The sequence below is a fragment of the Acidovorax sp. SUPP2539 genome (assembly GCF_030158975.1).
In the GTDB taxonomy this organism is placed as follows: Bacteria; Pseudomonadota; Gammaproteobacteria; order Burkholderiales; family Burkholderiaceae_C; genus Paracidovorax.
Genome location: NZ_BQXJ01000004.1, coordinates 55,347 through 79,887 on the forward strand (window position 1 = coordinate 55,347; position 24,541 = coordinate 79,887).

Consider the following 24,541-nt stretch of genomic DNA (forward strand, 5'->3'; position numbering starts at 1 on the left):
GCTTGGAATTTGCATGGGGCTCCGGTGGCGCTGATTCGATTCATCCCCCCGTTCGTTCCCGCAACCGCCCCGCGCCGTTCTTTCCCCGCGCGGGGCCCCAAGCACGACACCATGGCAATCATGCACCGCGTATCGGGCTGGCTGGGCCGGCTCAGTGTGGGCCGCAAGCTCATGCTCATCTACCTGCTGGACTTGACGGCCGTGATCTACGTCTCGGGCATCCTGATCCACGAGAAATTCCTGGCCATCGATTTCGCGCGCAAGGAGATCGTGGGCACCGCCTATGCCTCGGTGGTGCGCGACGGGCTGATGGGGGCGTTCATGGAGGGCGACGGCATCGCGGGCATCCTGCTGATGGACCGCCTGGCCGCGGTGCGCAGCGCGCACGACGGCGCGCTCAAGACCGGCGAGCCGGCCGCGCGCTTCGAGGCGCTGCTGCGCCAGTCGGCCGCCGGCGACCCGGCGGGGCGTGGAGCGGTGGGCGCAATGGGGGCGGCCGGCGAGCCGGTGCGCGGACCCCTGCTGCGGCAGGGGCGCGAGCTGCTCACGACCGTGGGCAACCAGTCCAACCTGATCCTCGATCCCGATCTGGACAGCTACTACGTGATGTCGCTGATCCTGCTGCGCTTTCCGGAGCTGCTGCAGGTCACGCACGATACGGCGGCCTTCCTGAATGCGCCCGGTGCCCGCCAGGGCGACCACCGCGCGGCTGAACTGCTCACGCTGGCGGGCCGGCTCGATGCGGTGATGCTGGGCATCGATGCCGACTACGACCAGGCCTTCATCGCCGGCTCGCCCGCGCTGAGGGCGGCGCTGGACGCGCAGCGCGCGGCCTTGCGCCAGGCCGGCAACGATCTGCAGGCGCTGCTGCAGGGCATCGCCCAGGGCGAGGGGCGCACCGCCGCGGCCGAGCTGCCTGCGCGCCAGCGCGCGCTGCTGGGCGCGCTGCAGACGGCGTGGGTGCAGGGCACGGCGCAGCTGGACCGCCTGCTCTACGCCCGGGTGGACGACCTCTTTGCGCGCATGTGGCTGCACCTGGGCACGGCCGTGCTGCTGCTGGGCTGCATCCTGAGCCTGGTCACGCTGGTGGCGCGGCAGATCGCCAAGCCCCTGCAGCAGTTGGCGCGCGTGGCCGACGAGGTGCGCCGCAGCGGCGACCACACCCTGCGCGCGCACTGGACCAGCCGTGACGAGATCGGCCGGCTGGTGACGGCCTTCAACGGCATGCTGGCGCAGCTCGACCGCGAGCGCGTGCTGCAGCAGGAGCTGGCCGCCAGCGCGCGCGCCGCCGAAGCCCAGCGCGAGCTGGTGGAGGCGCTGCCCATTCCGATGGTGGTCACCTCGGTGCCCGAGCACGAGGTGCTGCACGCCAACGCCCCGGCCGGCCTGTGGCTGAACGGCACCACGCTGGACCCCTGGCGCACGGGCATGGAGCCGGGCGTGCGCGCGCGGTTTTTCCAGCGGCTGGCCGACCAGGGCGTGGTGGACGAGTTCGAGGTGCGCTGGAAGGGCAGCGCCGAGCCGCTGTGGGCCGTGCTGTCGGCGCGGCGCCTGCACTTCCAGGGGCGCGATGCCATGCTGACCGCCTTCACGCCCATCAACGTGCTCAAGGTGATGGAGCAGCGGCTGGAGCTGTGGGCCAAGGTGTTCGAGGCCTCGTCCGAGGGCATCATCATCATGGCCGCGGACCAGAAGATCCTGAGCGTGAACAAGGCGTTCTGCCGCAGCACGCACTACGACTTCTACGAGGTGATCGGCGAGAACCTGGGCTTCCTGCTGGAGGACCCGGGCGAGCCGCCGCTGGGCGCGCGCATCGCCCGCACGCTGCTGGACAAGGAGTCCTGGCAGGGCGAGGTGCGGTTCCGCCGCCGCTCGGGCGAGACCTACCCGGCCTGGCTGATGGTGTCGGCGGTGCGCGAGGGCGGCAAGGGCGGTGCCGTGGCCAACCACATCGGCATCGCCATCGACATCACCGACCGCAAGCGCAACGAGGAGCGCATCCAGTTCCTGGCCCACCACGACGTGCTCACCGAGCTGCCCAACCGTTCGCTGTGCGTGCAGCGGCTGCAGGCGGCCATCGCGCATGCCGCCATCACGGGCGAGCGCGTGGCGGTGCTGTTCATCGACCTGGACCGCTTCAAGTCCATCAACGACACGCTGGGCCACCACATCGGCGACGGACTGCTGCGATCGGTGGCGGCGCGGCTGCTGCAGGCCGTGCGCACGCACGACACCGTGAGCCGCCTGGGCGGCGACGAGTTCGTGATCGTGATGCGCGACGTGGAAGGCCCGGACGACGTGCTGCAGGCCGTGGAGCGCCGGCTGATCCCGCTCATCCGCCAGAGCCACCCGGTGCAGGGGCACGAGCTGAACGTGTCGTGCAGCGTGGGCATCGCCGTGTACCCCGACGACGGCACGGGGCTGGACGAGCTGATGCGCCGCGCCGACGCCGCCATGTACGAGGCCAAGACCACCGGCCGCGACATGGCGCGCCTGTATTCGCTGGAGACCGACCGGCGCGTGCAGGCCCGCCAGGCCATGGAGCAGATGCTGCGCCGCGCGCTGGAGCGCCACGAACTGGAGCTGCACTACCAGCCGCGCGTGGACACGCGATCGGGCCGCCTCACGGGCGTGGAGGCGCTGGTGCGCTGGAACCACCCGGTGCTCGGCCAGGTGCTGCCGGGCGAGTTCATCCCCATCGCGGAAGAGGCCGGCCTGATCCGCGCGATCGGCGGCTGGGTGCTGGAGCAGGCCTGTCTGCAGTGGACGCGCTGGCAGGCCGCGCACGGCGGCGGGCGTCACGCCGCAGGCCCGGGAGCGCAAGGCGCGGAGGAGGGCCAAGCCATCGCCCACGACGCCCGGCGGGCGCGGCCGCCCGTGGCGCTGGCGGGGCTGCCGGTGTCGGTCAACCTCTCCGCCGCGCAACTGGCCGACCCGGCCCTGGTGCCCGACATCCGCGCCCTGCTGGCGCGCTGCGGCATGCCCCCCAAGTGGCTGGAGCTGGAGCTGACCGAGTCGCAGCTGATGGAAAACGCCGAGGCCACGCAGCAGCAGCTGGCCGCGCTCAAGGGGCTGGGCGTGCAGCTGTCCATCGACGATTTCGGCACCGGCTATTCGAGCCTGGCCTACCTCAAGCGCTTTGCCATCGACAAGCTCAAGGTGGACAAGTCGTTCATCCGCGACATGCTGACCGATGGCGCGGACATGGCCATCACCCGCGCCGTCATCGCGCTGGGCCACACCCTGGGCCTCAAGGTGGTGGCCGAAGGCGTGGAGGACCTGGCCACGGCGCAGGCGCTGGATTCGCTCGACTGCGACGAACTGCAGGGCTACCACTTCAGCCAGGCGCTGCCCGTGCCGGCCCTGGAGGCCTGGGTGCGGGGCTACGCGGGCGAGCGCCCGCGGCTGGCGCTGCTGCCGTCGTGAACCGTGCGCGAATCGGCCGGCGCCTGCGCGCGCTCGTTCAGCCCGTAGTCGCGCAGCACGGCCGCCACGCGCAGGCGGTAGTCGGCGAACACGCCCGCGCGGCCGGCGGCCTGCGCATGGCGGTGGCTCTCGCACTGGCGCCACCGCGCCACGGCGGCCTCGTCGCGCCAGAACGACAGCGACAGCAGCTTGCCCGGCTGGCTGAGGCTCTCGAACCGCTCGATGGAGACGAAGCCGTCCATGCGCTCCAGCTCGCAGCGCAGCGCGGCGGCGGTGTCCAGGTAAGGCTGGCGGCCTGCGGCACTGGGCACGACCTCGAAGATGACGGCGATCATGCGCCGGCCCCGGCGGCGGGCGGCTCCCCTGCGGATGCCAGCGGCGACAGCGGCGGGTGCGGCGGCAGGGCAGGGCGCTGGAACGTGCCCTCCACCACCTCGGCGAACGTGCGCTGCTCGCGCAGGATGAAGCGCTGGCGCTGCGCCCGCTCGAAGTTGGCGCGGCCTTGCGGGTCGGTCCGCAGACGCGCGCGGTAGGCCTCGTAGGCCGCGAGGCTGTCGAACGCGATCAGGCCCCAGGCCTCGTCGTTGGTGCCCTCGCTGGGCACGAAGTAGCCCAGCAGGTGGCCGCCGCAGCGCGGAATGATGTGGCCCCAGTGTGCGGCGTACTCGCGAAACGCGGCGATCTGGAAGGGGTCGAGCTGGTAGCGGATGAAGCAGGTGAGGGCCATGGAGGGTTCCTTGGGTAGAAGGTTGGGGGCGAAGGCACGGGGCCGGCGGGGCGCCGCATCCGCACGGCATGGTGGCCATTGGGCCGCGTTCCGCGGGGTCGATGCTTCGCCGTGGAACGAAGCATCGCGGCCGGCGCCTGCGGCACACTGGCCGGCATGAACACCAACCAGATCGCGCACATCGCCGCGCTCGTGGGCGAGCCGGCGCGCACCGGCATGCTGCTGGCGCTGATGGACGGGCGGGCGCTCACGGCGCGCGAGCTGGCCGATGCCGCGCACATCACCCCGGCCACCGCCAGCCGGCACCTCGCGCTGCTGGTGCAGGCGCGCCTGCTGTCCGTGCAGAGCCAGGGCCGCCACCGCTACCACCGCCTGGCCTCGGCCGAGGTGGCGCGGCTGCTGGAGGGGCTGATGCAACTGGCCGCGGGCCAGGCCCCGTTGGCGCGTCCGGTGGCGGTGGGCCCGCGCGATGCGGCGCTGCGCAGGGCGCGCACCTGCTACGACCACATCGCCGGGCGCCTCGGCGTGGCGGTGGCCGAGCACCTGCTGCAAGAGGGCGCGATCGTGTTCGACACCGAGGCGGGCGGGCAGGTGACCGACCGGGCCGCCGCCGTGCTGGGGCGCCTGGGGCTGGACCTGGCGGGCCCGTCCGCCGGCCCGCCCCACCGGGGCCCGCGCCCGCTGTGCCGCCCGTGCCTGGACTGGAGCGAGCGGCGTCCGCACCTGGCCGGGCGCCTGGGCGCGCTGGTGTGCGCGCACTGCCTCGACCAGGGCTGGCTGGTGCGCCGCGAAGGCTCGCGCGCGCTCGCCATCACCCCACCCGGGGCCGCCGCCCTGCAGGGCTGGCTGGGCACCGCGCGCTGGAGCGGCGTGGTGCAAGCGCCATCGCCCGGCGCCTGAAACGACGAAGGCCCTCCCTGGCCTGCAGCGGCAGCCGCCCGGCCCGCCGCGCTGCCCCGTCGGCGAAGGACCCATCGGCCCGCTGTCGGCCAACGCGCATGGCCATTAGGCGCTCCATCCGACAGGGCCTGCACGGCCCCCAGCCGCGTAATCGGGGGCCACGTCCCATTGCCCGCCGAGCCCCGCATGCCACCCCCTTCGATCGATCGATTCCGACACCGCCATCCACTGCGCGCCCGCCCTGGCTTCCTGGAGCGGGCCGCTGCCCCGCACCGCCACAGGCCCGCGTTGAAAGCGGTCCATGTCCGATAAGCCGTCGCCCTCCACCCAAGACCTGGCCACGCCAGCCAGCAGCGCCTCCCCGGATGCAGGGCAGGATCCTCCGCCGTCCGGCGGCTGGGGCTCCGTCAGAGCGGTCGCCGGCACCTTGCTGCGCGATCGCCCGGGCGTCACGGTGATCAAGGCGCTGGCCCTGCAGAACAAGCACGACGGTTTCACCTGCTCCAGCTGTGCCTGGGCCAAGCCGCTGCATCCGCATCCCGCCGAGTTCTGCGAGAACGGCGCGAAGGCGACGTCGTGGGAGCTGACGGACCGGCGCCTGGACGCCGCCTTCTTCGAGGCCCACCCCTTGGCGGAACTCGCCGGCTGGACCGACCACGCGCTGGAGGCGGGTGGGCGGCTGACGGTTCCTCTGCGCTACGACGCCGGCCGGGACCGGTATGTCGAGGTCTCCTGGCAGGAGGCCTTCGACGGCATCGGCCGGGAGCTGAAAGCGCTGCAGCCCGATGCGGTGGTGTTCTACGCGTCGGGCCGGGCGTCGCTGGAGACGTCGTACCTGTGGCAACTCTTCGCCCGGCTGTATGGGACCAACAACCTGCCCGACAGCTCGAACATGTGCCACGAGAGCACGTCGGTCGGCCTCAAGCAGTCCATCGGGTCGCCGGTGGGCACGGTGGACCTGGACGACTTCGACCAGTGCGACGCCATCTTCTTCTTCGGCCAGAACGTCGGCGTGTCCAGCCCGCGCATGCTGCATCCCCTGCAGGACGCGCGGCGCCGGGGCGTGCCCATCGTGACCTTCAATCCGCTGCGCGAGAGCGGCCTGGTGGCGTTCAACAACCCCCAGTCGCCGGTGGACATGCTCACGCCGGGCAGCACCGCCATCAGCACGCAGTACCTGCAGGTCCGGCCCGGGGGCGACATCGCCGCGCTGACCGGCCTGTGCAAGTTCGTGATCGAGGCGGACGACGCCGCGCTGGCATCGGGCGGCCCCCGCGCCATCGATGCCCGGTTCGTCGCCGAGCACACGCAGGGCTACGACGAACTCGCGCAGGCGATGCGCGCCGCCTCGTGGGCCGACATCGAAAGCGACTCCGGCCTGCCCCGCTCGGCGCTGGAGGAGGCCGCACGCACCTACCTTGCGGCCGAACGCGTCATCGGCATCTACGGCATGGGGCTCACGCAGCACCGCGAGGGCGTGCTGAACGTGCAGATGCTCGCCAACCTGCTGCTGCTGCGCGGCAACGTGGGCAAGCCCGGTGCCGGGCTGTGCCCGGTGCGCGGGCATTCCAACGTGCAGGGGCAGCGCACGGTGGGCATCACCGAGAAGCCGGAACTCGCCCCGCTGGACCAGCTGGCCTCGCAGTTCCAGTTCGAGCCCCCGCGCAAGAAGGGCCTGGATACCGTCGCCGCCTGCCGGGGCATCCTGGACGGGTCGGTGCGGGCGTTCCTCGGCCTCGGCGGCAATTTCGTGCGCGCGGTGCCCGAGACGGGGCTCATCGAGGCCGCGTGGCGCCGGATGCGGCTGACCGTTCAGATCGCGACCAAGCTCAACCGCAGCCACGTGATGCATGGCGAGGTGGCCTACCTGCTGCCGTGCCTGGGCCGGGTGGAGATCGACCGGCAGGCCAGCGGCGAGCAAACGGTTTCGACCGAGGATTCGACAGGTTTCATGCACCCCTCCCGTGGCGTGGCCGAGCCGGCGGCCGCGACGCTGCGCTCCGAGCTGTCGATCGTGGCGGGCATCGCGCAGGCCACCCTCGCGCCGAACGCCTGCGTTCCGTGGGCCGGGTGGACCGACGACTATGCCCGCGTGCGGGACGCCATCGCGCTGACCTTCCCCAGGATCTTCCACGACTTCAACCGCCGGTTGGCCGTCCCGGGCGGCTTCGCGCGGCCCATCGCGGCCCGCCATCGGGTGTGGGAGACCGACAGCGGCAGGGCCGCTTTCGTCGCGCCCGGCGGCCTGCAGGCCGATCCGGACCAGGTGCCCACGCCCGTGGACGGCGAGGTGCTGCGCCTTTTCACGATCCGCAGCGACGACCAGTTCAACACCACCATCTACAGCCTGAACGACCGCTTTCGCCGGATCGAGGGCACGCGCCAGGTGCTGTTGATGAATGCCCACGACATCGAGCGGCTCGGCTTGCAGGCCGGCGCCCGCGTGACGGCGCGCACGCAGTGGCGGCAGGACGACGTGCGCCGCGAGGTGTCCGGACTGACCGTCGTGGCCTACGACCTGCCGCGCGGTGCCGTGGCGGGCTACTACCCCGAACTCAATCCGTTGATGCCCCTGGACCACCACGCCAGGGAAAGCCACGTTCCCGCCGCCAAGTCCATTCCCGTCCGCCTGTTCCCAGGCTGATGCGCCCGCCCCAATCCTCTCACTGCCAAGGACCCGCCATGCGCCAAGACCCCGCCAGCCAGTCGCCCGTTCGCTACCACCCTGCCGTCGAGCAGGCCGATCCCGACGAGGCGCAGGTGTTCGCCGATCTGGACCAGACGCTCGCCAAGATCCGCGAGACGACGTTCGAGCACAGCGGCCACGCGCGCCGCAGCGTCCATGCCAAGGCGCACGGCGTGCTGCGGGCGCAATTGACGGTGCTGCCGGACTTGCCCGAGCCGCTCGCCCAGGGACTGTTCGCCCGGCCCGGCACGTACGACGCCATTCTGCGGTTCTCCACCAATCCGGGCGACGTGCTGGACGACAAGGTGTCCCTGCCCCGGGGCCTGGGCTTGAAGGTCCTCGGCGTCGAGGGCGCGCGGCTCCCGGGTTCGGAGTCCGACACCACCCAGAACTTCGTCTTTGCGGACAGCCCGGTCTTCGCCGCGCCCACGGCCCGGAAATTCCTGAGCAACCTCAAGCCCCTGGCGGCCACGACCGATGTGGCACAGGGGGCCAAGAAAGCGCTGTCGGCCACCCTGCAGGTGGCCGAGAGGGTCGTTGAGGCCTTCGGCGGCAAGAGCGGCAAGCTGATCTCGCTGGGCGGGCATGCCCCGACGCACGTGCTGGGCGCCACCTTCTTCTCGGGTGCGGCATTGCGCCACGGCCAATACATCGCCAAGCTGTCGCTGGCGCCGGCATCGGACGCTTTGAAGGCGCTGGTGGATCAGAAGGTCGATTTCGACGGCCGGCCCGATGGCCTGCGCGAGGAGGTGGTCCGCTTTATGGCGGTGAACCCCGCGCAGTGGGACCTGCGGGTGCAGCTGTGCACCGACCTGGAGTCGATGCCGGTCGAAGACGCGTCCGTGGAGTGGCCGCAGGAACAGAGCCCCTACATCACCGTGGCCCGGCTGGTGGCGCAGCCGCAGACCGCGTGGAGCGAGGCCGTGGCCGCCGTGTCGGAAGACGGGCTCTTCTTCAGCCCCTGGCGCGGTCTGGCGGACCACCAGCCCCTGGGCAACGTGATGCGCGCCCGCAAGCTGGCGTACGAACGCTCCGCGCAGTTCCGCGCGGACCGCAACCAGACGCCCGTGCGCGAACCGAGCGAGATTCCGCCGTCCATCGGGCGTGCATGACCGCAGGCCCTGGCCTCGTGCCGGGGCCCGGGCTGGCGCCGGTGCCCGTGCCGGCGGGGCTCAGCCGCCCGGCAGCGCCTGCGCACAGGCGTGCGCGCTGGCCCAGGCCCACTGGAAGTTGTAGCCCCCCAGCCAGCCTGTCACATCGACCACCTCGCCGATGAAGTACAGCCCCGGCTGGGCCTTGGCTTCCATGGTCTGCTGCGACAGCGCCCGCGTGTCCACGCCGCCCAGCGTCACCTCGGCCTTCTTGTAGCCCTCGGTGCCCGTGGGCACCAGCTCCCAGCGCGACAGCCGCTCGGCCAGCCGCGCCAGCGCCTTGTCCGAGGCCTCGTTGATGGGCCGCTGCCAGTCCGCGTCCTGCTGCACCCAGGTGTCGGCCAGGCGGCTGGGCACCAGGCCGGCCAGTTCGTTGGCGATGCGCTTTCTCGACCGCGCCTTGGCCTGCGCGAGGAGAGCGGGCAGGTCGGTGCCCGGCGCGAGGTGGATGGACAGGGGCAGGCCCTCCTGCCAGTAGCTGGAGATCTGCAGCACCGCCGGGCCCGACAGCCCCCGGTGGGTGAACAGCAGGTCTTCGTGGAAGGCCATGCGCGCCTTTCTGGCGCCCGTGGAAATCTCCACCGGCAACGCCAGCCCGGCCAGCTGGGCGTAGGGCGCCCAGGCATCGCCGTCGAACGTCAGCGGCACCAGCCCTGGGCGGCGCTCCACCAGCGGGATGGCGAACTGCTGCGCGATCCGGTGGCCGAAGTCGGTGGCGCCGATCTTGGGGATCGACAGCCCCCCGGTCGCCACGACCACGCTGCGGGCCAGCACGGGACCGCGATCGGTATCAATTTGATAGCAGAACGCCCTAGTGGAATCTGTGCTGGAGGCCGAAAAGGCCACATTTTTCACCCGGCACGGCTGCCAGCGCTGCACGCCGCCCGCGGCGCATTCGGCCAGCAGCATCTGGATGATGTCCTCCGCCGAGCGGTCGGCGAAGAGCTGGCCCTTGTGCTTTTCGTGGTGGGCGATGCCGTGCCGGTCCATCAGCGCGATGAAGTCGGCCGGCGTGTAGCGCGACAGCGCCGAGCGGCAGAACTGCGGGTTCTGCCCCACGAAGTGCTTGTGCGGCGCGGCCGGGTCCAGGTCGCGGTTGGTGAAGTTGCAGCGCCCGCCACCCGAGATGCGGATCTTCTCGGCCACTTTTTCGGCGTGGTCGATCAGCAGCACCGAGAGGCCGCGCTGCCCCGCCTGCGCGGCGCAGAACAGGCCCGCCGCGCCGGCGCCGATGACGACGGCGTCGAACTGCTGCGCCGTGTCCATGGAAGCCACTAGCCCTTCCACGTGAACGGGAACTTGAGCTGTTTCATGAACCCGTTGGGCACGTAGTCGCCCAGCACGCCGTAGTGCTCGGGCCAGAGCTTGGTGCTCTTGACCGCCGTGCCGAACGCGTAGTCGATGAAGGCGAAGTGCGCCGCGTAGTTCTTGTCCAGCGCCTCCTGGTCCTGGCTGTGGTGCCAGTGGTGGAAGTTGGGCGTGACGATCAGGTAGCGCAGCGGCCCCAGGCGCACGCTCACGTTGGCGTGGTTGAACACCGCCTGGAAGCCCACGATCACGATGTACGCGTCGATCACCTCCTTGGAAAAGCCCAGCACATAGATCGGTGCCAGCACCAGCGTGCGCGTGATCAGCAGCTCCAGGATGTGCTGGCGAGAGCCGGCCATCCAGTCCATGCTTTTCACGCTGTGGTGCACCGCGTGCAGGCGCCACAGCACCGGCACCTCGTGGTAGGCCCGGTGCGTCCAGTACTGCACCAGGTCGGCCACCAGGATGATGAGGAACAGCGCCACCCAGAAGTTCAGCCCCTGCACCCAGCCGCGGACGCCGTCGCTCGCGGCCCAGCCGAAGAACTTGTGCACCAGCAGGTTGGTGGCCAGCAGCACGAAGCCCACCACCATGTGGTTCACGATGAAGTGGTGGAAGTCGGTCTGCCACTCGGCGCGGAACACCGGCTGGTCGCGCCGCAGGGCGAACAGCTTTTCGATGAAGATGAAGATCAGCGCGCTGCCCAGCAGGTCGAGGATGAACCAGTCCAGGCCGATGTAGGGCGTGTTGTCCGCGAAGTCGTTCACCGGCACCTTGTGCCCGCCCAGCAGCGCGGTGGACACCACCAGCAGGAAGGCCGCCGCCGACAGCCAGCGCGAGCGGTTGAACAGCATGTTGACGAGCGAGATGCCGCCCGCCGCCACCAGCGCGGCCAGCATGATCATGCGGATCACGTCCACGTTGTAGCTCTTGCGCAGCTCCGGCGTGGTGAGGTATTGCGGGAAGTGGAAGGCCAGCACCCCCAGCATGCACAGGATGGCCAGCGACAGGGCGATGACGCCCGAGACCAGGCCGCGGCCGGTGCGCAGTTCGCCATGGCTGGCGGTGAGTTCGTTGAGTTTGTCGAGCATTTTTTCTCCGGGCGGGAACGCCGGGCGCGAGTGTAGCGAAGCCGCATCACCGGCCCGATCCGCGCCACGCAAGGCCCGTGCCGCGGGCCCTCGCGCTTCTAAAATCGCGCGCCATGACGATCAACCTTCCGGCCAACCAGCTCAGCATGACCGTGCTGATGTCCCCCGACATGGCCAACTTCTCGGGCAACGTGCACGGCGGCGCGGTGCTGCGGCTGCTGGACCAGGTGGCCTACGCCTGCGCCACGCGCTACTCGGGCTGCTACGCCGTCACGCTCAGCGTGGACCAGGTCACCTTCCTGCAGCCGATCCACGTGGGCGAGCTCGTCACCTTCCTGGCCTGCGTGAACTACACCGGCAACTCGTCGATGGAAGTGGGCATCAAGGTGGTGGCCGAAAACATCCGCACCCAGGTGGTGCGCCACGTGAACAGCTGCTTTTTCACCATGGTGGCCGTGGACGAGGACCGCAAGCCCGTCGCCGTGCCGCCCCTGTCGCCCTCCACCGCCGACGAGCGCCGCCGCTGGGAGGCCGCGCTGCTGCGCAAGGCCCTGCGCAAGGAGCAGGCCGAGCGCTTCGAGCAGGTGCGGCTGGCGGCGGCGGGGCCGGCCGGCCTGTAGGAGACGTCAGAGACGCGGTGGCCGTGCGCCGGTGCGCGCACGGCTTCGCATGGTGGCATGCCCCGGTCGGGCCTGCCGCCCACCATGCTCCCCCACCGCCCGCCCGAGGGCGGGGCGCCTAAGGGAGCGAGCCATGAAAACCACCGACCGGGCCGGGTCCAGCGCCAGCGCTGCGGCCCCGGCCTTGACCACCCCATCCACTGCATCCCACGCACCCGTGTCACCCGCTGCTGCCTTGCCGCCACGGCGCCGTGCGCGCAGCGCGGAGCCGCCCGCCGGGTTTCCGGTCGACACCCGGGCGCGGGCGGCGGGCGCCGGGACCAGCGCCTCGGGCGCGAAGCGGCGCAGGATCGACCCCACGGCGTTGCCGCAGCCGGGGCGGCCCCAGGGGCGGGCTGCGGAGACGGAGGCGGCACCGCGGCGGGCGCGTTCGGCCTCGCCCGACAGCCGGCCGGCGCATTCCGCGGACGCCATGCCGTTCGCGCAGCTGGTCGGCGAGGCAGCGGCCCGGGGGCTGGACCGCGACTGGGGCACCTTGCAATCGGCCCGGGTCAAGAACGGCCACCCGCAGATCCACCCCTGGGAAGAGGCCTTGCACCCGCAGCGCGTCTCCATCCCGCTGGGCAACCCCGGTGGCGTGCGGCTGCCCGAGGTGCTGGACCTGCAGGCCATCCGGGAGGGAACGCCGGTCCTGTGGTCGATCGGCATGGGCGCCACGCTGCACCTGGGGCCGCACGCGCGGGTCGAGACGCCGGCCGGCGAGCCCGCCGGCAAGGAGCGCCGGATGGGCCACCCTTCACTGGTCGCGGGAACCCGGGACGAGGCGACCGGAGGCTGGTGGGGCAAGCAGACCCGCATCTCGGGCGAGCTGCTGTGGGATGCCCAGCGCGAGACGTTCTTCATCACCAACCAGTCGGGCCGCTACTCCAGGCACCCCGACCGCGGCGCCCCGCAGATGGCCCAGGTGGCGCGGCATTTCGAGGAGGGCGGGATGGCGGTGGAGGTGCGGCTCATCGGGGCGCCGTGAACGCGGGCGCGTCGACGATGCATCGGCGCATCGCGGTCGCTTGCCCGCAGCCCGCCGCGCGCCTCAGCCGCCCGCTGCGTTGCGCTTCGCGGAGGGCAGGGGGGCCGCGCTGCGGGTGCTGCCCCTGGCCGCCGCCACGCCGCTCACCACGTCGCCCACGACGATGACCGAGGGGCTGGCGAGCTGCTCGCGCTCGATGGTGGCGTGCAACTCGCCCAGGGTGGTGAGCGCGTGGCGCTGCTGGGGCAGGCTCACGTGCTGGATGACGACCACGGGGGTGCTGGCGGGCAGGCCGGTGAGCAGCTCCTGCTGGATGTGCGCGGCGCTGCTCACGCCCATGTAGATGACCAGGGTGAGGCGTGCATCGCGCGCGGTGGCGGCCAGCTGGCGCCAGTCGGTGCCGGCGTCGCCGGGCTTGGCGTGGCCGGTGACGAACACCACGCCATGCGCGTGCTCGCGGTGGGTGAGGGGCGTGCCCAGCAGCGTCATGCCGGCCAGGCCCGCGGTGATGCCGTTGACCACCTGCACGTCGATGCCGGCCGCGCGCAGGTGCTCGACCTCTTCGCCGCCGCGCCCGAAGATGAACGGGTCGCCGCCCTTCAGGCGCACGACGTTCTCACCCTCGTTCACGGCCATGACCATGAGCTTTTCGATGAAGGCCTGCGGCGTGCTCTTGCAGCCGCCGCGCTTGCCCACGTGGACGATGCGCGCGCCGGGCGGGGCCATGGCCACGATCTCGTCGCTGACCAGGTCGTCCACCAGCAGCACGGTGGCGGCCTGGATGGCCTTGAGGGCCTTGATGGTGAGCAGTTCCGGATCGCCCGGGCCGGCGCCGACCAGCGTGCAGCGGCCGGGGGCGACGCCTTCGAAGGCGGGAGTGGATGGGCGATTCATGGGTTTGTCTCCAAAGGGATTTGCCCGGCCAGACGCAAGATGTGTTCCACCTGACGGGACAGCGGCGCAGGCACCGGCAGCGCGCCGTCGAGCACCTGGCGCGTGTAGCGGGCGGTGGTGTCCACGTCGATGTCCTGGGGCAGGCCGGGCACCTCGCTGGCGGTGCCGGGCTGCTGCTCTTCCCACAGATGGTGCGCGCCGGCGACGAAGGCGTCGTAACGGGGCGTTCGGCGCGGATCGGCGGCCACTTCGCCCTCCAGCCCGCGCGAGAGCAGGGCGTTCATGCCCAGCGTGCCGAAGGTGGCGTGCAGCATCTCCTGGTATTCGGGGTGGGTGTAGGCGGTGACGACCAGCGACGGCCCGGCGCAGGGGTTCATCAGCTTGACCACGCTGTGGCCCGGGTTGCGCAGGCCGATGGCTTCGCGCGCGGCCAGCAGGCGGGCCAGGCCCGGGTGCAGGGCTTCGGTGTGAATGTGGGTCACGGTGCCGTTTGCTATCTTTTCAGGAGCATCCAGGGCAGATATTCCTAGGGCGTCGAGCACATCCGATGCCAAAACCCGCCGCGCCTCGGTGCGCATGCCGTGCAGCAGCACGGGCAGGCCCTCGCGCGCCAGCAGCAGCGCCAGCAGCGGGGTGAGCACGGGCAGCTTGCGCGCGCCGTTGTAGCTGGGCAGCACGACCACGGGCCGGTCGCTGGCGGGCAGGCGGGCCAGCCGCGCGTGGGTGGCATCGAGAAAACCGCACATCTCCTCGGCGGTCTCGCCCTTGATGCGCATGGCGATGCAGAAGGCGCCGATCTCCAGGTCGGTGACCTGGCCGTCCAGCACCTGGCCGAACAGGTCGTTGGCCTGCTCGCGGCCGATGGCGCGGGCGCCGCGCGCGCCGCGGCCGAGGTCCTTGAGATAGTGGCTGATGGCCATGGCGTGGGGTTTTTCTGGCGGATCGAAGGGGACCGGATTCTCCCCCACTTCTGCCAACTTTTGGTTATATGGAGAGGGCGGCGGCGGGGGCCTGCGGGGTGGCGGGGGCCAGCGGCCCGGTGGCGCGCACCATGCGTTTCAGCTCGGGCACGCACGAGCCGCACTGGGTGCCGCAGCGCAGCGCGCCCTGCAGCTGCGCGAGCCGGTCGGCGTCGGTGCCGTGGCACTGCGCCAGGTGGGCGGTGATGGCGGCGTCGGTCACGTTCAGGCAGGAGCACACGGGCTTGCCGCGCGACTGCACGGCCTGCGCGCCGGAGGGCGCCTGGGCGCCGGGCACGAGCAGCAGGCGGCCGTAGCCTTGCGCGGGCAGTTCTTCCTGCAGCAGGGTCTTGAGCCAGACCTCCGCCCGGGTGTCGCCGGCCAGCAGCATGCCGGCCAGCAGGCTGTCGCCGCCCTGGCGCTCCAGCCGCAGCGCGCGGCGCTGGCCCCGGCGGCGGTCGGCGTAGCGCAGGGTGTCGCGGGTGTCCAGGCCCAGCAGGGCCTCGATGCGTTCGATCAGCGCATCGGGCGCGGGCTCGTGGCCGGCGGCGCGCAGCAGCACGCCGTGGCGCTCGCGCTGCGGGCCCGCCAGAGGGGCGTTGTTGCTGAAGGGCACGCAGCTGGCGAAGGGCAGGGCGGGCATCAGCGCGGCCAGCGCCTCGCGCGCGGCCAGGGCGCTGTCGGCCGGCAGCCAGGCCATGGCGAGCAGCCGCCAGGGCAGCTCGGCCTTCAGGATCTTGACAGCGGTGTGCTTGAGTTCGGGCTGCTTGGAGGTGGGGCAGAAGGCGGGCGTGGTGAGCGCGTTCACGCCCGCCAGCGGCGTGCCGGTGGACGACTGCCCGCTCAGGTATTCGCTGCCCCAGTGCATGGCGATGAAGGCCTGCGACAGGCCCACGTCGGTGCTGCCCTGCACCGGCACCACGATGGCGCCGCGCGCGCTGGTGACGTGCACCAGATCGCCCTCGGCCAACTGGCGGCGCGCCATGTCCTGCGGGTGCATCTGCACGCTGGGCTCGGCCACGTGGCCGAACAGGCGGCCCAGCGTGCCGGTGCGGCTCATGCCGTGCCACTGGTCGCGCAGGCGGCCGGTGGTCAGGCTGAACGGGTAGCGCGCCTGGCGCGGCTCGGCCACCGGCTGCCAGGCGTTGGCAGCGAAGCGCGCGCGGCCGTCGGGGGTGGGGAACACGCCGTCTTCGTACAGGCGCGCTTTGCCCAGCGGGCGGGGCGGGGCCGAAGGATCGGCATCGGCATCGGTTTTGTCGGCGGTGCCGGCCGGGAAGGGCCACTGCTGCGGGCCCTGCGCATCGAGCAGCGCCCACGACAGGCCGGTGATGTCCAGGTCGCGCCCGCGCGTGGTCTCGCGGTGCTCGTTCCACACGGCCTCGGCGCCGCGCTCGGCCTCGCCGTCGCCAGTGGCATACGGAAAGAGCGTGGGCCGCCCCGGGCGCAGCCGCGCCTCCAGCCGGTGGGCGAACTGCACGGCGATGGCCCAGTCGTGGCGCGTGTCGCCGGGCGCAGGCACCGCGGGGCGCACGCGGGAGATGCGGCGCTCGCTGTTGGTCACCGTGCCGGTCTTCTCGCCCCAGGTGGTGGCGGGCAGCAGCAGGTCGGCGTACTGCGCGGTGGCGGTGGTGGCGAAGGCCTCCTGCACCACCACGAACTCGGCGCGCTCCAGCGCGCGGCGCACGGTGGCCTGGTCGGGCAGGCTCTGCGCCGGGTTGGTGCAGGCGATCCACAGCGCCCGGATCTCGCCGTCGGCCGCGGCCTGGAACATCTCCACGGCGGTCTTGCCGGGCGTGCCCGGCACCTCGGGCACGCCCCACAGGGCGGCCACTTCGGCGCGGTGCTGCGGGTTGGCCAGGTCGCGGTGGGCCGACAGCAGGTTGGCCAGGCCCCCCACCTCGCGCCCGCCCATGGCGTTGGGCTGCCCGGTGAGCGAGAACGGCCCCGCGCCCGGTCGGCCGATCTGGCCCGTGGCCAGGTGCAGGTTGATGAGGGCGGCGTTCTTGGCCGTGCCGCTGGTGCTCTGGTTCAGGCCCTGGCAGTAAAGGCTGAGCGTGGGCTGGCGCGCGGCCGTGGCGGCCCCCGCGCCCGGGTGATTGCCGACACCGGCGAACCAGCGCGCGGCGGTGGCCAGATCCGCCTCGCTGATGCCGCACACCTCGGCCACGCGGGCGGGCGTGCAGTCGCGCACCACGGCCTTGAGCGCGTCGAAGCCGGTGGTGTGCGCGGCGATGTAGGCGCTGTCCACCCAGCCTTCCCACAGCATGAGGTGCAGCATGCCGTGGAACAGCATGACGTCGCTGCCCGGCTGGATGGGCAGGAACAGATCGGCCAGCCCGGCGGTCTCGGTGCGGCGCGGGTCGGCCACGATGATCTTCATGCCCGGGTTGGCGGCCTTGGCGTCCTCGATGCGGCGAAACAGGATGGGGTGCGCCCACGCGGTGTTGCTGCCCACGATGAAGAGGCACTGCGCGTGCTGCACGTCGTCGTAGCAGGTGGGCGGCGCGTCGGCGCCGAGCGTGGTTTTGTAGCCGGCCACGGCGCTGCTCATGCACAGGCGCGAGTTGGTGTCGATGTTGTTGGTGCCAACCAGGCCCTTGGCGAGCTTGTTGAAGACGTAGTAGTCCTCGGTGAGGAGCTGGCCGGAGACGTAGAAGCCGACGGCGTCGGGGCCGTGCCGGGCGATGGTGTCGGCGAATTTTTGTGCGGCGGTGTCGAGGGCTGCTTCCCAGGCGATGGGCTGGGGTTTGTCGCCGCGCTGGGGGCGGTGCTGGGGGGTGAGCAGTCTTGTCTGGAGGGTGACGGGGCTGGCGGCGGTGAGGTGGAGGGTGGAGCCCTTGGTGCACAGGCGGCCGAAGTTGGCGGGGTGGGTGGGGTCGCCTCTCACGCCGGTGATCTGGGGGCCGGTGGATTCGATGATCACGCCGCAGCCTACGCCGCAGTAGGGGCAGGTGGATTGGGTTTGGGTCATGGCGTGGGTCTTTTGTTGGGCTGGTTGCCGGGTTTTTTGTTGGGTGGGGTGCTATTGTTTTTGTAGTTGCTGGATGGTTACGTTCCGGGGCCGGGAGTTGCGCCCGGCGGCGCACTCACTTTCTTTTGCTTCGCCAAAAGAAAGTAAGCAAAGAAAAGGCGACCCTGCTGGCTGCGTCCCCGTTCGCCTTTCGGCGAACGGGGAAACCTGCGGTGCTCGGTCGCGGGTCGCGCTGCGGAACTCGCTGCGTTCACTGCGTGAACTCCGCTCGGACAACCGCAGCGAGTCAGATGACGAAGGCAGGTGTGTCCTGCGGCACACCTGCCCGCCCCGCGCCCTGCGCTCCTCGGCGCATCCAGAAGGGAACCCGCCAGCCGGGCCATCGCTGCGCTCGGCCCGGCCTTCGCGGCGCGCAGCGCCTGCGCGTTGGGGGCCGAGCGCAGCGATGGCCCGTGTGTGGGCTGTTGGGTTCCCTTCTGGATGCGCCGAGGAGCGCAGCGGCTGGCGGAAAAAGGGCCGCGCGCTGTCTGAGCGCAACGCAGTGGAGCGAGTTTGCGCGGACCCCGCCAGCCGCGAGCACCGCAGGTTGCCCGGAGCGAAGCGCAGGGACGCAGCCAGTAGGGTCGCCTTTCTTTTGGGTACGTTTCTTTGGCGAAGCAAAGAAAAGTACCTCGGCCGCCGGGCCGAGACCCGGCCCCGGGAGAAAAATCCGCAGCCACCGCAAAAACAAAACACAGCCAGCCTCAAGCATCCAACCCAGAACCAACAACACCCCGCCTCAACGGCCCCGCCACCGGCCGCAAAAACTCCACCGCATGCCCCGCCAACTCCCCCGCATCCAAAAACACCTCCCCCCCCTCCACCTTCACCGCAAACTTCGGCGTACACCCCTCGTCCGGCGCCGAAGCCTGCCCATCGCACAACCCGATCGTCCAGTTGTGCAGCGGACACGCCACGCTCGTCCCGAACACGATCCCCTGCGACAGGGGCCCCCCCTTGTGCGGACACCGGTCCAGCAGCGCGAACACCTCGTCCGCACCGTTGCGGAACACCGCCACGTCCAGGCCCTGCGGCCGCGCCACGCGGCGCGAGCCCAGCACGGGAATGTCGTCCACACGGCAGATGTATTTCCAGTCGCTCATGGCGGCTCCTTGCGAATCGGGGGGATGAATGAATGAAAGGGGTGGTGGCAATGGCTGGGCCGGGGCTCACGGCGCGATGGCGGCGAACTGCCGCGTGTCCACGCTGGCTTCCTGGAAGTCGAACCACGGGTCGGGCTCGCCGTCCAGCGCGAACTGCAGCTGCTCCCACAGCGCCTTGCGGCCTTCGTGGTCTTCGAGGATGCGTTTTTTCACGTGATCGAGGCCCACGCGGTTCACGTAGTGCACCGTGCGCTCCAGGTACCAGCCTTCCTGGCGGTACAGCTCGCAAAAAGCCCCGGTGTACTCCAGCACCTCGGCCGCGGTCTTGAGCTTGGTGAAGAAGTGCGCCACCTCGGTCTTGATGCCGCCGTTGCCGGCGATGTACATCTCCCAGCCGCTGTCCACGCCGATGATGCCCACGTCCTTGATGCCGCTCTCGGCGCAGTTGCGCGGGCAGCCGCTCACGGCGAACTTGACCTTGTGCGGGGCGTACATGCGCCACATGGCGCGCTCCAGGTCCTTGCCCATCTGCGTGCTGTCCTGCGTGCCCATGCGGCACCATTCGCTGCCCACGCAGGTCTTCACCGTGCGCAGGGCCTTGGCGTAGGCGTGGCCGCTGGGCATGCCGATGTCCTTCCACACGGCCTGCAGGTCTTCCTTCTTCACGCCCAGCAGGTCGATGCGCTGGCCGCCGGTCACCTTCACGGTGGGGATCTGGTATTTGTCCACCACGTCGGCGATGCGGCGCAGTTCGCTGGCCGTGGTCTCGCCGCCCCACATGCGCGGGATCACGCTGTACGTGCCGTCCTTCTGGATGTTGGCGTGGCTGCGCTCGTTGATGGCGCGGCTTTGCGGGTCGTCCTTGGCCTCTTTCGGCCAGGTGCTGATGAGGTAGTAGTTGACGGCCGGGCGGCAGGTGGCGCAGCCGTTGGGCGTCTTCCATTCCAGGAAGGCGAACACGTCGCCGATGGACAGCAGCTTGTTGGCGCGGATCGCATCGCGCACCGCCTGGTGGCCGTGGTCGGTGCAGCCGCACACGGCCTTGGTCTTGGGCGTGGCGGAGTAGTCGCCTCCGGCCGTGAACATGATGATCTGCTCTACCAGGCCCGTGCACGAGCCGCAGCTGGCGCTGGCCTTGGTGTGCTTTTTCACGTCGTCCAGCGTGAACAGGCCCTTGTCCTTGATGGCTTTGCAGATGGCGCCCTTGGTCACGCCGTTGCAGCCGCACACCTCGTCGGTGTCGGCCATGGCGGCGGCCTTGCTGTGGCCCTGGTGGCCCGCGTCGCCGATGTTGCTCTCGCCGAACATCAGCTTGTCGCGGATGTCGCCCACCGTGCGGCCGTCGCGCAGCAGCTTGAAGTACCAGCTGCCGTCCACCGTGTCGCCGTAGAGGCACGCGCCCACGAGCTTGTCGTCCTTGATGACGAGTTTTTTGTACACGCCGCCGAAGGGGTCGCTCATCACGATTTCCTCGGTGCCTTCGCCGCCCTGGAAGTCGCCCGCGCTGAACAGGTCGATGCCCGTCACCTTGAGCTTGGTGGAGGTGAGCGAGCCCTGGTAGCGCCCGATGCCGAACTCCGCCAGGTGGTTGGCCAGCACCTTGCCCTGCTCGAACAGCGGCGCCACCAGCCCGTAGGCGATGCCCCGGTGCGCGGCGCATTCGCCCACGGCGTAGATGCGCGCGTCGGTGGTGGTCTGCAGCGTGTCGCTCACCACGATGCCGCGGTGGACGTGCAGGCGCATCTTTTCGGCCAGCTGCGTGTTGGGGCGGATGCCCACGGCCATCACCACCAGGTCGGCGGGCACCTCGGTGCCGTCCTTGAACCGCACGGCGGTGACGCGGCCGTCCGGCCCGCCCACCAGCTCCTGCGTCTGCGCCTTCATCAAAAATTGCATGCCACGCTCGGCCAGGGACTTTTGCAGCATCTTGCCCGCCACGTCGTCCAGCTGGCGCTCCATGAGCCAGTCGCCCACGTGCACCACGCTCACCTGCATGCCGCGCTTCATGAGGCCGTTGGCGGCCTCCAGGCCCAGCAGCCCGCCGCCGATGACCACCGCATGCTGGTACGTGGCGGCGGCGTCGATCATGGCCTGCGTGTCGGCGATGTCGCGGTAGGCCAGCACGCCTGAAAGTTGATTGCCCGGAATCGGCAGGATGAACGGGTTGGAGCCGGTGGCAAGAATCAGCCGGTCGTACTCGGCGCTGATGGCCTCGCCCGCCGCGTTGGTGGCGTGCACCACGCGGCGCACGCGGTCCACTTCGTGCACCGTGAAGCCCGTGTGCAGGTGGATGCCGTGCTCCTCGTACCAGGACCAGTCGTTGAGGATGATCTCGTCGATGGTCTGCTCGCCCGCCAGCACGGGCGACAGCAGGATGCGGTTGTAGTTGGGGTGCGGCTCGGCGCCGAACACCGTGATGTCGTAGAGGTCCGGAGCGATCTTGAGCAGCTCTTCGAGCGTGCGCACCCCGGCCATGCCATTGCCCACCATCACCAGCCTGGATTTTTTCATCGTGACCCCCATGGGTGCCCGCCGCGGCGCTGCAAAAACGAATGAACAGCGCCTGCCGGCAGACGAAGCCGAAACCAAAAACAAAAAAGGCGTCCGCACAGGGCGCGGGCGGTTGAAGCCTGCACTGCCTGTGGGGACGCCTTCGTCCTGACCGCCCCGTTTCCGCCATTGGAAGGGGCCAGCCATGTGACCGGCATTGGTCACGGGGACGCTGTTGCAATGCGCGTGCCAGGTCTGGGTGGGATCGGAGGGGTTGAAGGGAAATCGGGCCCCAGTGCATATTCCACTAGGGCATTGTGCTATTGATTTAATAGCGTCAGGTGGTGTGGCGTGGCCTGCACGGAGGCGAGGGCAGGGCGGGGGGCGACCCGCCTTGGTGCATGGCGCCCAGGCCGGTGCGTGGGTCAGTCCTCTTTTGCTGGCGGCGCGCTACGTGAGGGCGGGGGCACCCGCGCCGGGTTCTCTGCCTGATAGGCCACCATGAACGCATCCGACGCCACCTGATCGGCCAGCGCCCGCAGGCTCGCGGCCGAGGCCGGGCCCAGGACGGCCTCGACCCGCTCGTTGGCGGCGGCCCAGCGCCCGATCGCTTGCGCCAGCAGTTGCTTGCCGCGCGCGGTGAGCACGGCGTGCTTGGTGCGCCGGTCCTGGGCGTCCTGCTGCAACTCGGCAATGCCGTCGCGCACCAGGGGCCTGAGGGCATGGGTCAGCGCCGATAGTTGAATGGCCAGCCGGTTCGCCAGGTCCTGCAGGGTCGGCCCCTGCCCATCGGCACTCTGGAACTTGCCGATCTCGACGATCAGCGCCAGCTGCGTCGCCTTGATGTTCAGGGGCGCGAGGGCGTCGTCGTACAGCTGCCCCAATCTGCGCGCCGCCAGGCGCACCGACGTGTTCGTGCAGACCTGCACACCGGTCGCGGCGGTGACCTCCGCGATCGCCTGATTCAAGGCGCAGTCGGCATCCGCAGCCGCACCGACGGGGTGGTTCGTAATTCCCATATTTTCCAAATGGTTGAGTGCTGCACTATTCGGAATGCATTGCTGGCCTGTTCTACATTTGAGCCCTCAACTTATTTGGTTGAGCCCTCAATTTTATTGGAGAACACCCGATGACCCGTCCCCATTCCAACAAAGTCGCATTGATCACCGGGGCTTCTTCCGGCATCGGTGCGGTCTATGCCGATCGCCTCGCTGCGCGTGGATACGATCTTATTCTGGTGGCCCGGCGTGCCGACCGCCTGCAAGCCCTCAGCGCCCGGATCGCCGAGGCCCACGGCGTGAAAGCCGAGCCGGTGGTGGCGGACCTCGGCAAGGCCGAGGACCTGGCCCGCATCGAAGCCCTCCTGTCCACCAACGAACGCCTGCACATCCTGGTGAACAACGCCGGAATCGCCCGCCTGGGGCCCGTCGCCCAGCGGTCTGCCGATGACGCGGTGTCCCAGATCGACCTCAACATCACCGCCCTGACGCGGCTGACCCAGGCGGTGCTGCCCCCCTTCATCGCCAGGAAGCAGGGCGTGATCATCAACATCGCCTCCGTGCTGGGCATCCATGCGCTGCCCGTCAGCGCGGTCTACAGCGGCACCAAGGCTTTCGTCCTGCAATACACCCGAGGCCTGCAGCAGGAACTGGCCGACACGGGGGTGCAGGTCCAACTGGTCCTGCCCGCATCGACCGCCACCGAACTCTGGGACCTGTCGGGCGTGCCGCTGGCGGCACTCAACCAAGACACCGTGATGACCACCGAGCACCTGGTCGACGCCGCGCTCGCCGGGCTGGACCAGGGCGAAACGGTCACCTGGCCGTCCGTCGCCGACACCGGCCTGTGGGATCGCTACGAGTCGGCCCGCGCCGCGCTGCTCGCCGGCAGCCAGGTGGGAACGCCGGCCCCTCGCTACAACGTCGTTTGACGCCCGCCCATGGACCCCACCGCCATCGGACGCGGTTCTCCGCACGCCGATGGCCTTTTCCTCCGTCGTTTTCGCCCTGCTTTTTTCCAAGGACAGCCCCGATGCTTTTCGAACCCTTTTTCTTGCGCAACATCCCCCTGGCCAACCGCGTGGTGATGTCGCCGCTCACCCGCAGCCGCGCGGTGGACCACAACACGCCCAATCCGCTCATGGCGACCTACTACGCGCAGCGCGCGACGGCCGGCCTCATCGTCACGGAAGGCACGTCGCCGTCGCCCAACGGCCTGGGCTATGCCCGGATTCCCGGCCTGTTCAACGATGCCCACGTGCAAGGCTGGAAGCGGGTGACCAGCGCCGTGCACGCCCAGGGCGGCAAGATCGTCGTGCAACTGATGCACACGGGCCGCGTGGCCCACCAGGCCAACCTGCCCGCCGGCGCCGAAGTGCTCAGCGCGTCGGCCGAGGCATGCCCCGGCGAGATGTACACCGATTCGCAAGGCAGCCAGCCGCACACGCCACCGCGCGCCATGACCGAGGCCGACATCCAGGCCGTGATCGGCGAATACGCCACGGCCGCGCGCCTGGCCATCGAAGCCGGGTTCGACGGCATCGAGCTGCACGCGGCCAACGGGTATCTCCTGGAGCAGTTCCTGAATGCCAACATCAACCGCCGCACGGATGGCTACGGCGCAACCGCCGAGGGGCGCAACCGGCTGGTGCTCGAAGTGGCGCGGGCCACCGCCAAGGAAATCGGCGCCGAACGCGTGGGCATCCGCCTGTCGCCGCATGGAGTGGTCAACAGCGCGGGCGCCTTCGACGGCGTGGACGGTCAGTACCTGGCCCTGGTGAAGGCGCTGTCCGCGCTCGGCCTCCTGTACGTCCACGTGCTGGACCACTCGACCATGGGAACGCCACCGGTTCCCGCCCAGCTCAAGGCCGACCTGAAGGCGGCGTTCGACGGCCCGTTCATCCTGGCCGGCGGCCTGGACAAGGCCGGTGCGGAGCGCGCGCTGGAGGGCGGCCTGGCCGACCTCACCGCCTTCGGCCGTGCATTCATCGCCAATCCGGACCTGGTCGAACGGATGCGCCAGGGCGCGCCGCTGAACGCGCCCGATCCGGCCACGTTCTATACGCCCGGGGCCCAGGGCTATACGGACTATCCGGCGCTCGCCGGTTAGCCACCGTTGGTGCGTATCGAGGCGGCGAGGAGAGCGCC

General features: G+C 70.4%; 18 protein-coding genes. 8 read left to right on the forward strand and 10 right to left on the reverse strand.

All coding sequences use genetic code 11. The annotated features are described in order from the left end of the window. Positions 1-111: 111 nt before the first annotated feature. Positions 112-3,426, forward strand: a complete 3,315-nt coding sequence (locus AVTE2539_RS14965) for an EAL domain-containing protein (RefSeq protein ID WP_284411731.1) — start codon at positions 112-114, stop codon at positions 3,424-3,426. Here the strand turns inward: AVTE2539_RS14965 and AVTE2539_RS14970 are convergent. Together AVTE2539_RS14970 and AVTE2539_RS14975 are read right to left on the reverse strand one after the other, a co-directional pair. Continuing rightward, complete coding sequence (locus tag AVTE2539_RS14970) at positions 3,384-3,761, reverse strand: antibiotic biosynthesis monooxygenase family protein (RefSeq protein ID WP_284411733.1); 378 nt, start codon at positions 3,759-3,761, stop codon at positions 3,384-3,386. The genes AVTE2539_RS14965 and AVTE2539_RS14970 overlap by 43 nt on opposite strands. Next, a complete protein-coding gene (locus AVTE2539_RS14975) occupies positions 3,758-4,153 on the reverse strand; it encodes an NIPSNAP family protein (protein ID WP_284411736.1) in 396 nt (131 codons plus the stop codon). Before AVTE2539_RS14975 ends, AVTE2539_RS14970 begins: the two co-directional genes overlap by 4 nt. Positions 4,154-4,309: 156 nt before the next feature. Between AVTE2539_RS14975 and AVTE2539_RS14980 the strand changes: the two genes are divergently transcribed. From AVTE2539_RS14980 to AVTE2539_RS14990, 3 genes are all read left to right on the forward strand, one after another. Next, the gene (locus AVTE2539_RS14980; protein WP_284412465.1) at positions 4,310-5,053 is read left to right on the forward strand and encodes an ArsR/SmtB family transcription factor; all 744 of its coding nucleotides are present in this window, start codon (positions 4,310-4,312) and stop codon (positions 5,051-5,053) included. 301 nt (positions 5,054-5,354) lie between these two features. Continuing rightward, positions 5,355-7,697: an FdhF/YdeP family oxidoreductase gene (locus AVTE2539_RS14985; RefSeq protein ID WP_284411738.1), complete on the forward strand. Its 2,343-nt coding sequence runs from the start codon at positions 5,355-5,357 to the stop codon at positions 7,695-7,697. Positions 7,698-7,735: 38 nt separating this feature from the next. Continuing rightward, positions 7,736-8,851 (forward strand): catalase family protein, encoded by a 1,116-nt coding sequence (locus AVTE2539_RS14990; RefSeq protein ID WP_284411740.1) that lies wholly within the window; start codon positions 7,736-7,738, stop codon positions 8,849-8,851. Positions 8,852-8,911: 60 nt separating this feature from the next. On the opposite strand, the gene AVTE2539_RS14995 is transcribed toward AVTE2539_RS14990, so the two are convergent. Both AVTE2539_RS14995 and AVTE2539_RS15000 read right to left on the reverse strand, forming a co-directional pair. Next, positions 8,912-10,156: a BaiN/RdsA family NAD(P)/FAD-dependent oxidoreductase gene (locus AVTE2539_RS14995; RefSeq protein ID WP_284412467.1), complete on the reverse strand. Its 1,245-nt coding sequence runs from the start codon at positions 10,154-10,156 to the stop codon at positions 8,912-8,914. Positions 10,157-10,164: 8 nt separating this feature from the next. After that, positions 10,165-11,289, reverse strand: coding sequence for a sterol desaturase family protein (locus tag AVTE2539_RS15000; protein ID WP_284402889.1), 1,125 nt, complete (start codon positions 11,287-11,289; stop codon positions 10,165-10,167). A gap of 119 nt (positions 11,290-11,408) precedes the next feature. On the opposite strand from AVTE2539_RS15000, the gene AVTE2539_RS15005 reads away from it, so the two are divergent. Then, positions 11,409-11,909: an acyl-CoA thioesterase gene (locus AVTE2539_RS15005; RefSeq protein WP_284402939.1), complete on the forward strand. Its 501-nt coding sequence runs from the start codon at positions 11,409-11,411 to the stop codon at positions 11,907-11,909. 133 nt (positions 11,910-12,042) lie between these two features. Next, positions 12,043-12,936 carry a hypothetical protein gene (locus AVTE2539_RS15010; protein WP_284411742.1) on the forward strand — a complete coding sequence of 298 codons (894 nt, stop codon included), beginning with the start codon at positions 12,043-12,045 and terminating at the stop codon, positions 12,934-12,936. Between the two features lie 63 nt (positions 12,937-12,999). Here the strand turns inward: AVTE2539_RS15010 and cobA are convergent, their stop codons facing one another. The 6 genes from cobA to AVTE2539_RS15040 all read right to left on the reverse strand — a co-directional run bounded on the left by cobA (position 13,000) and on the right by AVTE2539_RS15040 (position 22,414). Then, on the reverse strand, positions 13,000-13,830 hold the full coding sequence (gene cobA, locus AVTE2539_RS15015; protein WP_284411744.1) for a uroporphyrinogen-III C-methyltransferase: 831 nt from the start codon (positions 13,828-13,830) through the stop codon (positions 13,000-13,002). Then, positions 13,827-14,750: a DNA-binding protein YbiB gene (ybiB, locus tag AVTE2539_RS15020; protein WP_284411746.1), complete on the reverse strand. Its 924-nt coding sequence runs from the start codon at positions 14,748-14,750 to the stop codon at positions 13,827-13,829. Before ybiB ends, cobA begins: the two co-directional genes overlap by 4 nt. Before the next feature lie 64 nt (positions 14,751-14,814). Next, positions 14,815-17,763 (reverse strand): nitrate reductase, encoded by a 2,949-nt coding sequence (locus AVTE2539_RS15025; RefSeq protein WP_284411748.1) that lies wholly within the window; start codon positions 17,761-17,763, stop codon positions 14,815-14,817. A gap of 743 nt (positions 17,764-18,506) precedes the next feature. Next, entirely contained in the window at positions 18,507-18,905 is a 399-nt protein-coding gene (nirD, locus tag AVTE2539_RS15030) for a nitrite reductase small subunit NirD (protein ID WP_284411750.1), read from the reverse strand. A gap of 66 nt (positions 18,906-18,971) precedes the next feature. Further along, positions 18,972-21,416 (reverse strand): nitrite reductase large subunit NirB, encoded by a 2,445-nt coding sequence (gene nirB, locus AVTE2539_RS15035; RefSeq protein ID WP_284411752.1) that lies wholly within the window; start codon positions 21,414-21,416, stop codon positions 18,972-18,974. Positions 21,417-21,820: 404 nt separating this feature from the next. After that, a complete protein-coding gene (locus AVTE2539_RS15040; protein ID WP_284411754.1) occupies positions 21,821-22,414 on the reverse strand; it encodes a MarR family winged helix-turn-helix transcriptional regulator in 594 nt (197 codons plus the stop codon). A gap of 110 nt (positions 22,415-22,524) precedes the next feature. Between AVTE2539_RS15040 and AVTE2539_RS15045 the strand changes: the two genes are divergently transcribed. Next, on the forward strand, positions 22,525-23,325 hold the full coding sequence (locus AVTE2539_RS15045; protein ID WP_284411756.1) for an SDR family NAD(P)-dependent oxidoreductase: 801 nt from the start codon (positions 22,525-22,527) through the stop codon (positions 23,323-23,325). A 101-nt stretch (positions 23,326-23,426) separates the two neighbouring features. Continuing rightward, positions 23,427-24,503 carry an alkene reductase gene (locus AVTE2539_RS15050; protein ID WP_284411758.1) on the forward strand — a complete coding sequence of 359 codons (1,077 nt, stop codon included), beginning with the start codon at positions 23,427-23,429 and terminating at the stop codon, positions 24,501-24,503. Positions 24,504-24,541: the final 38 nt, after the last annotated feature.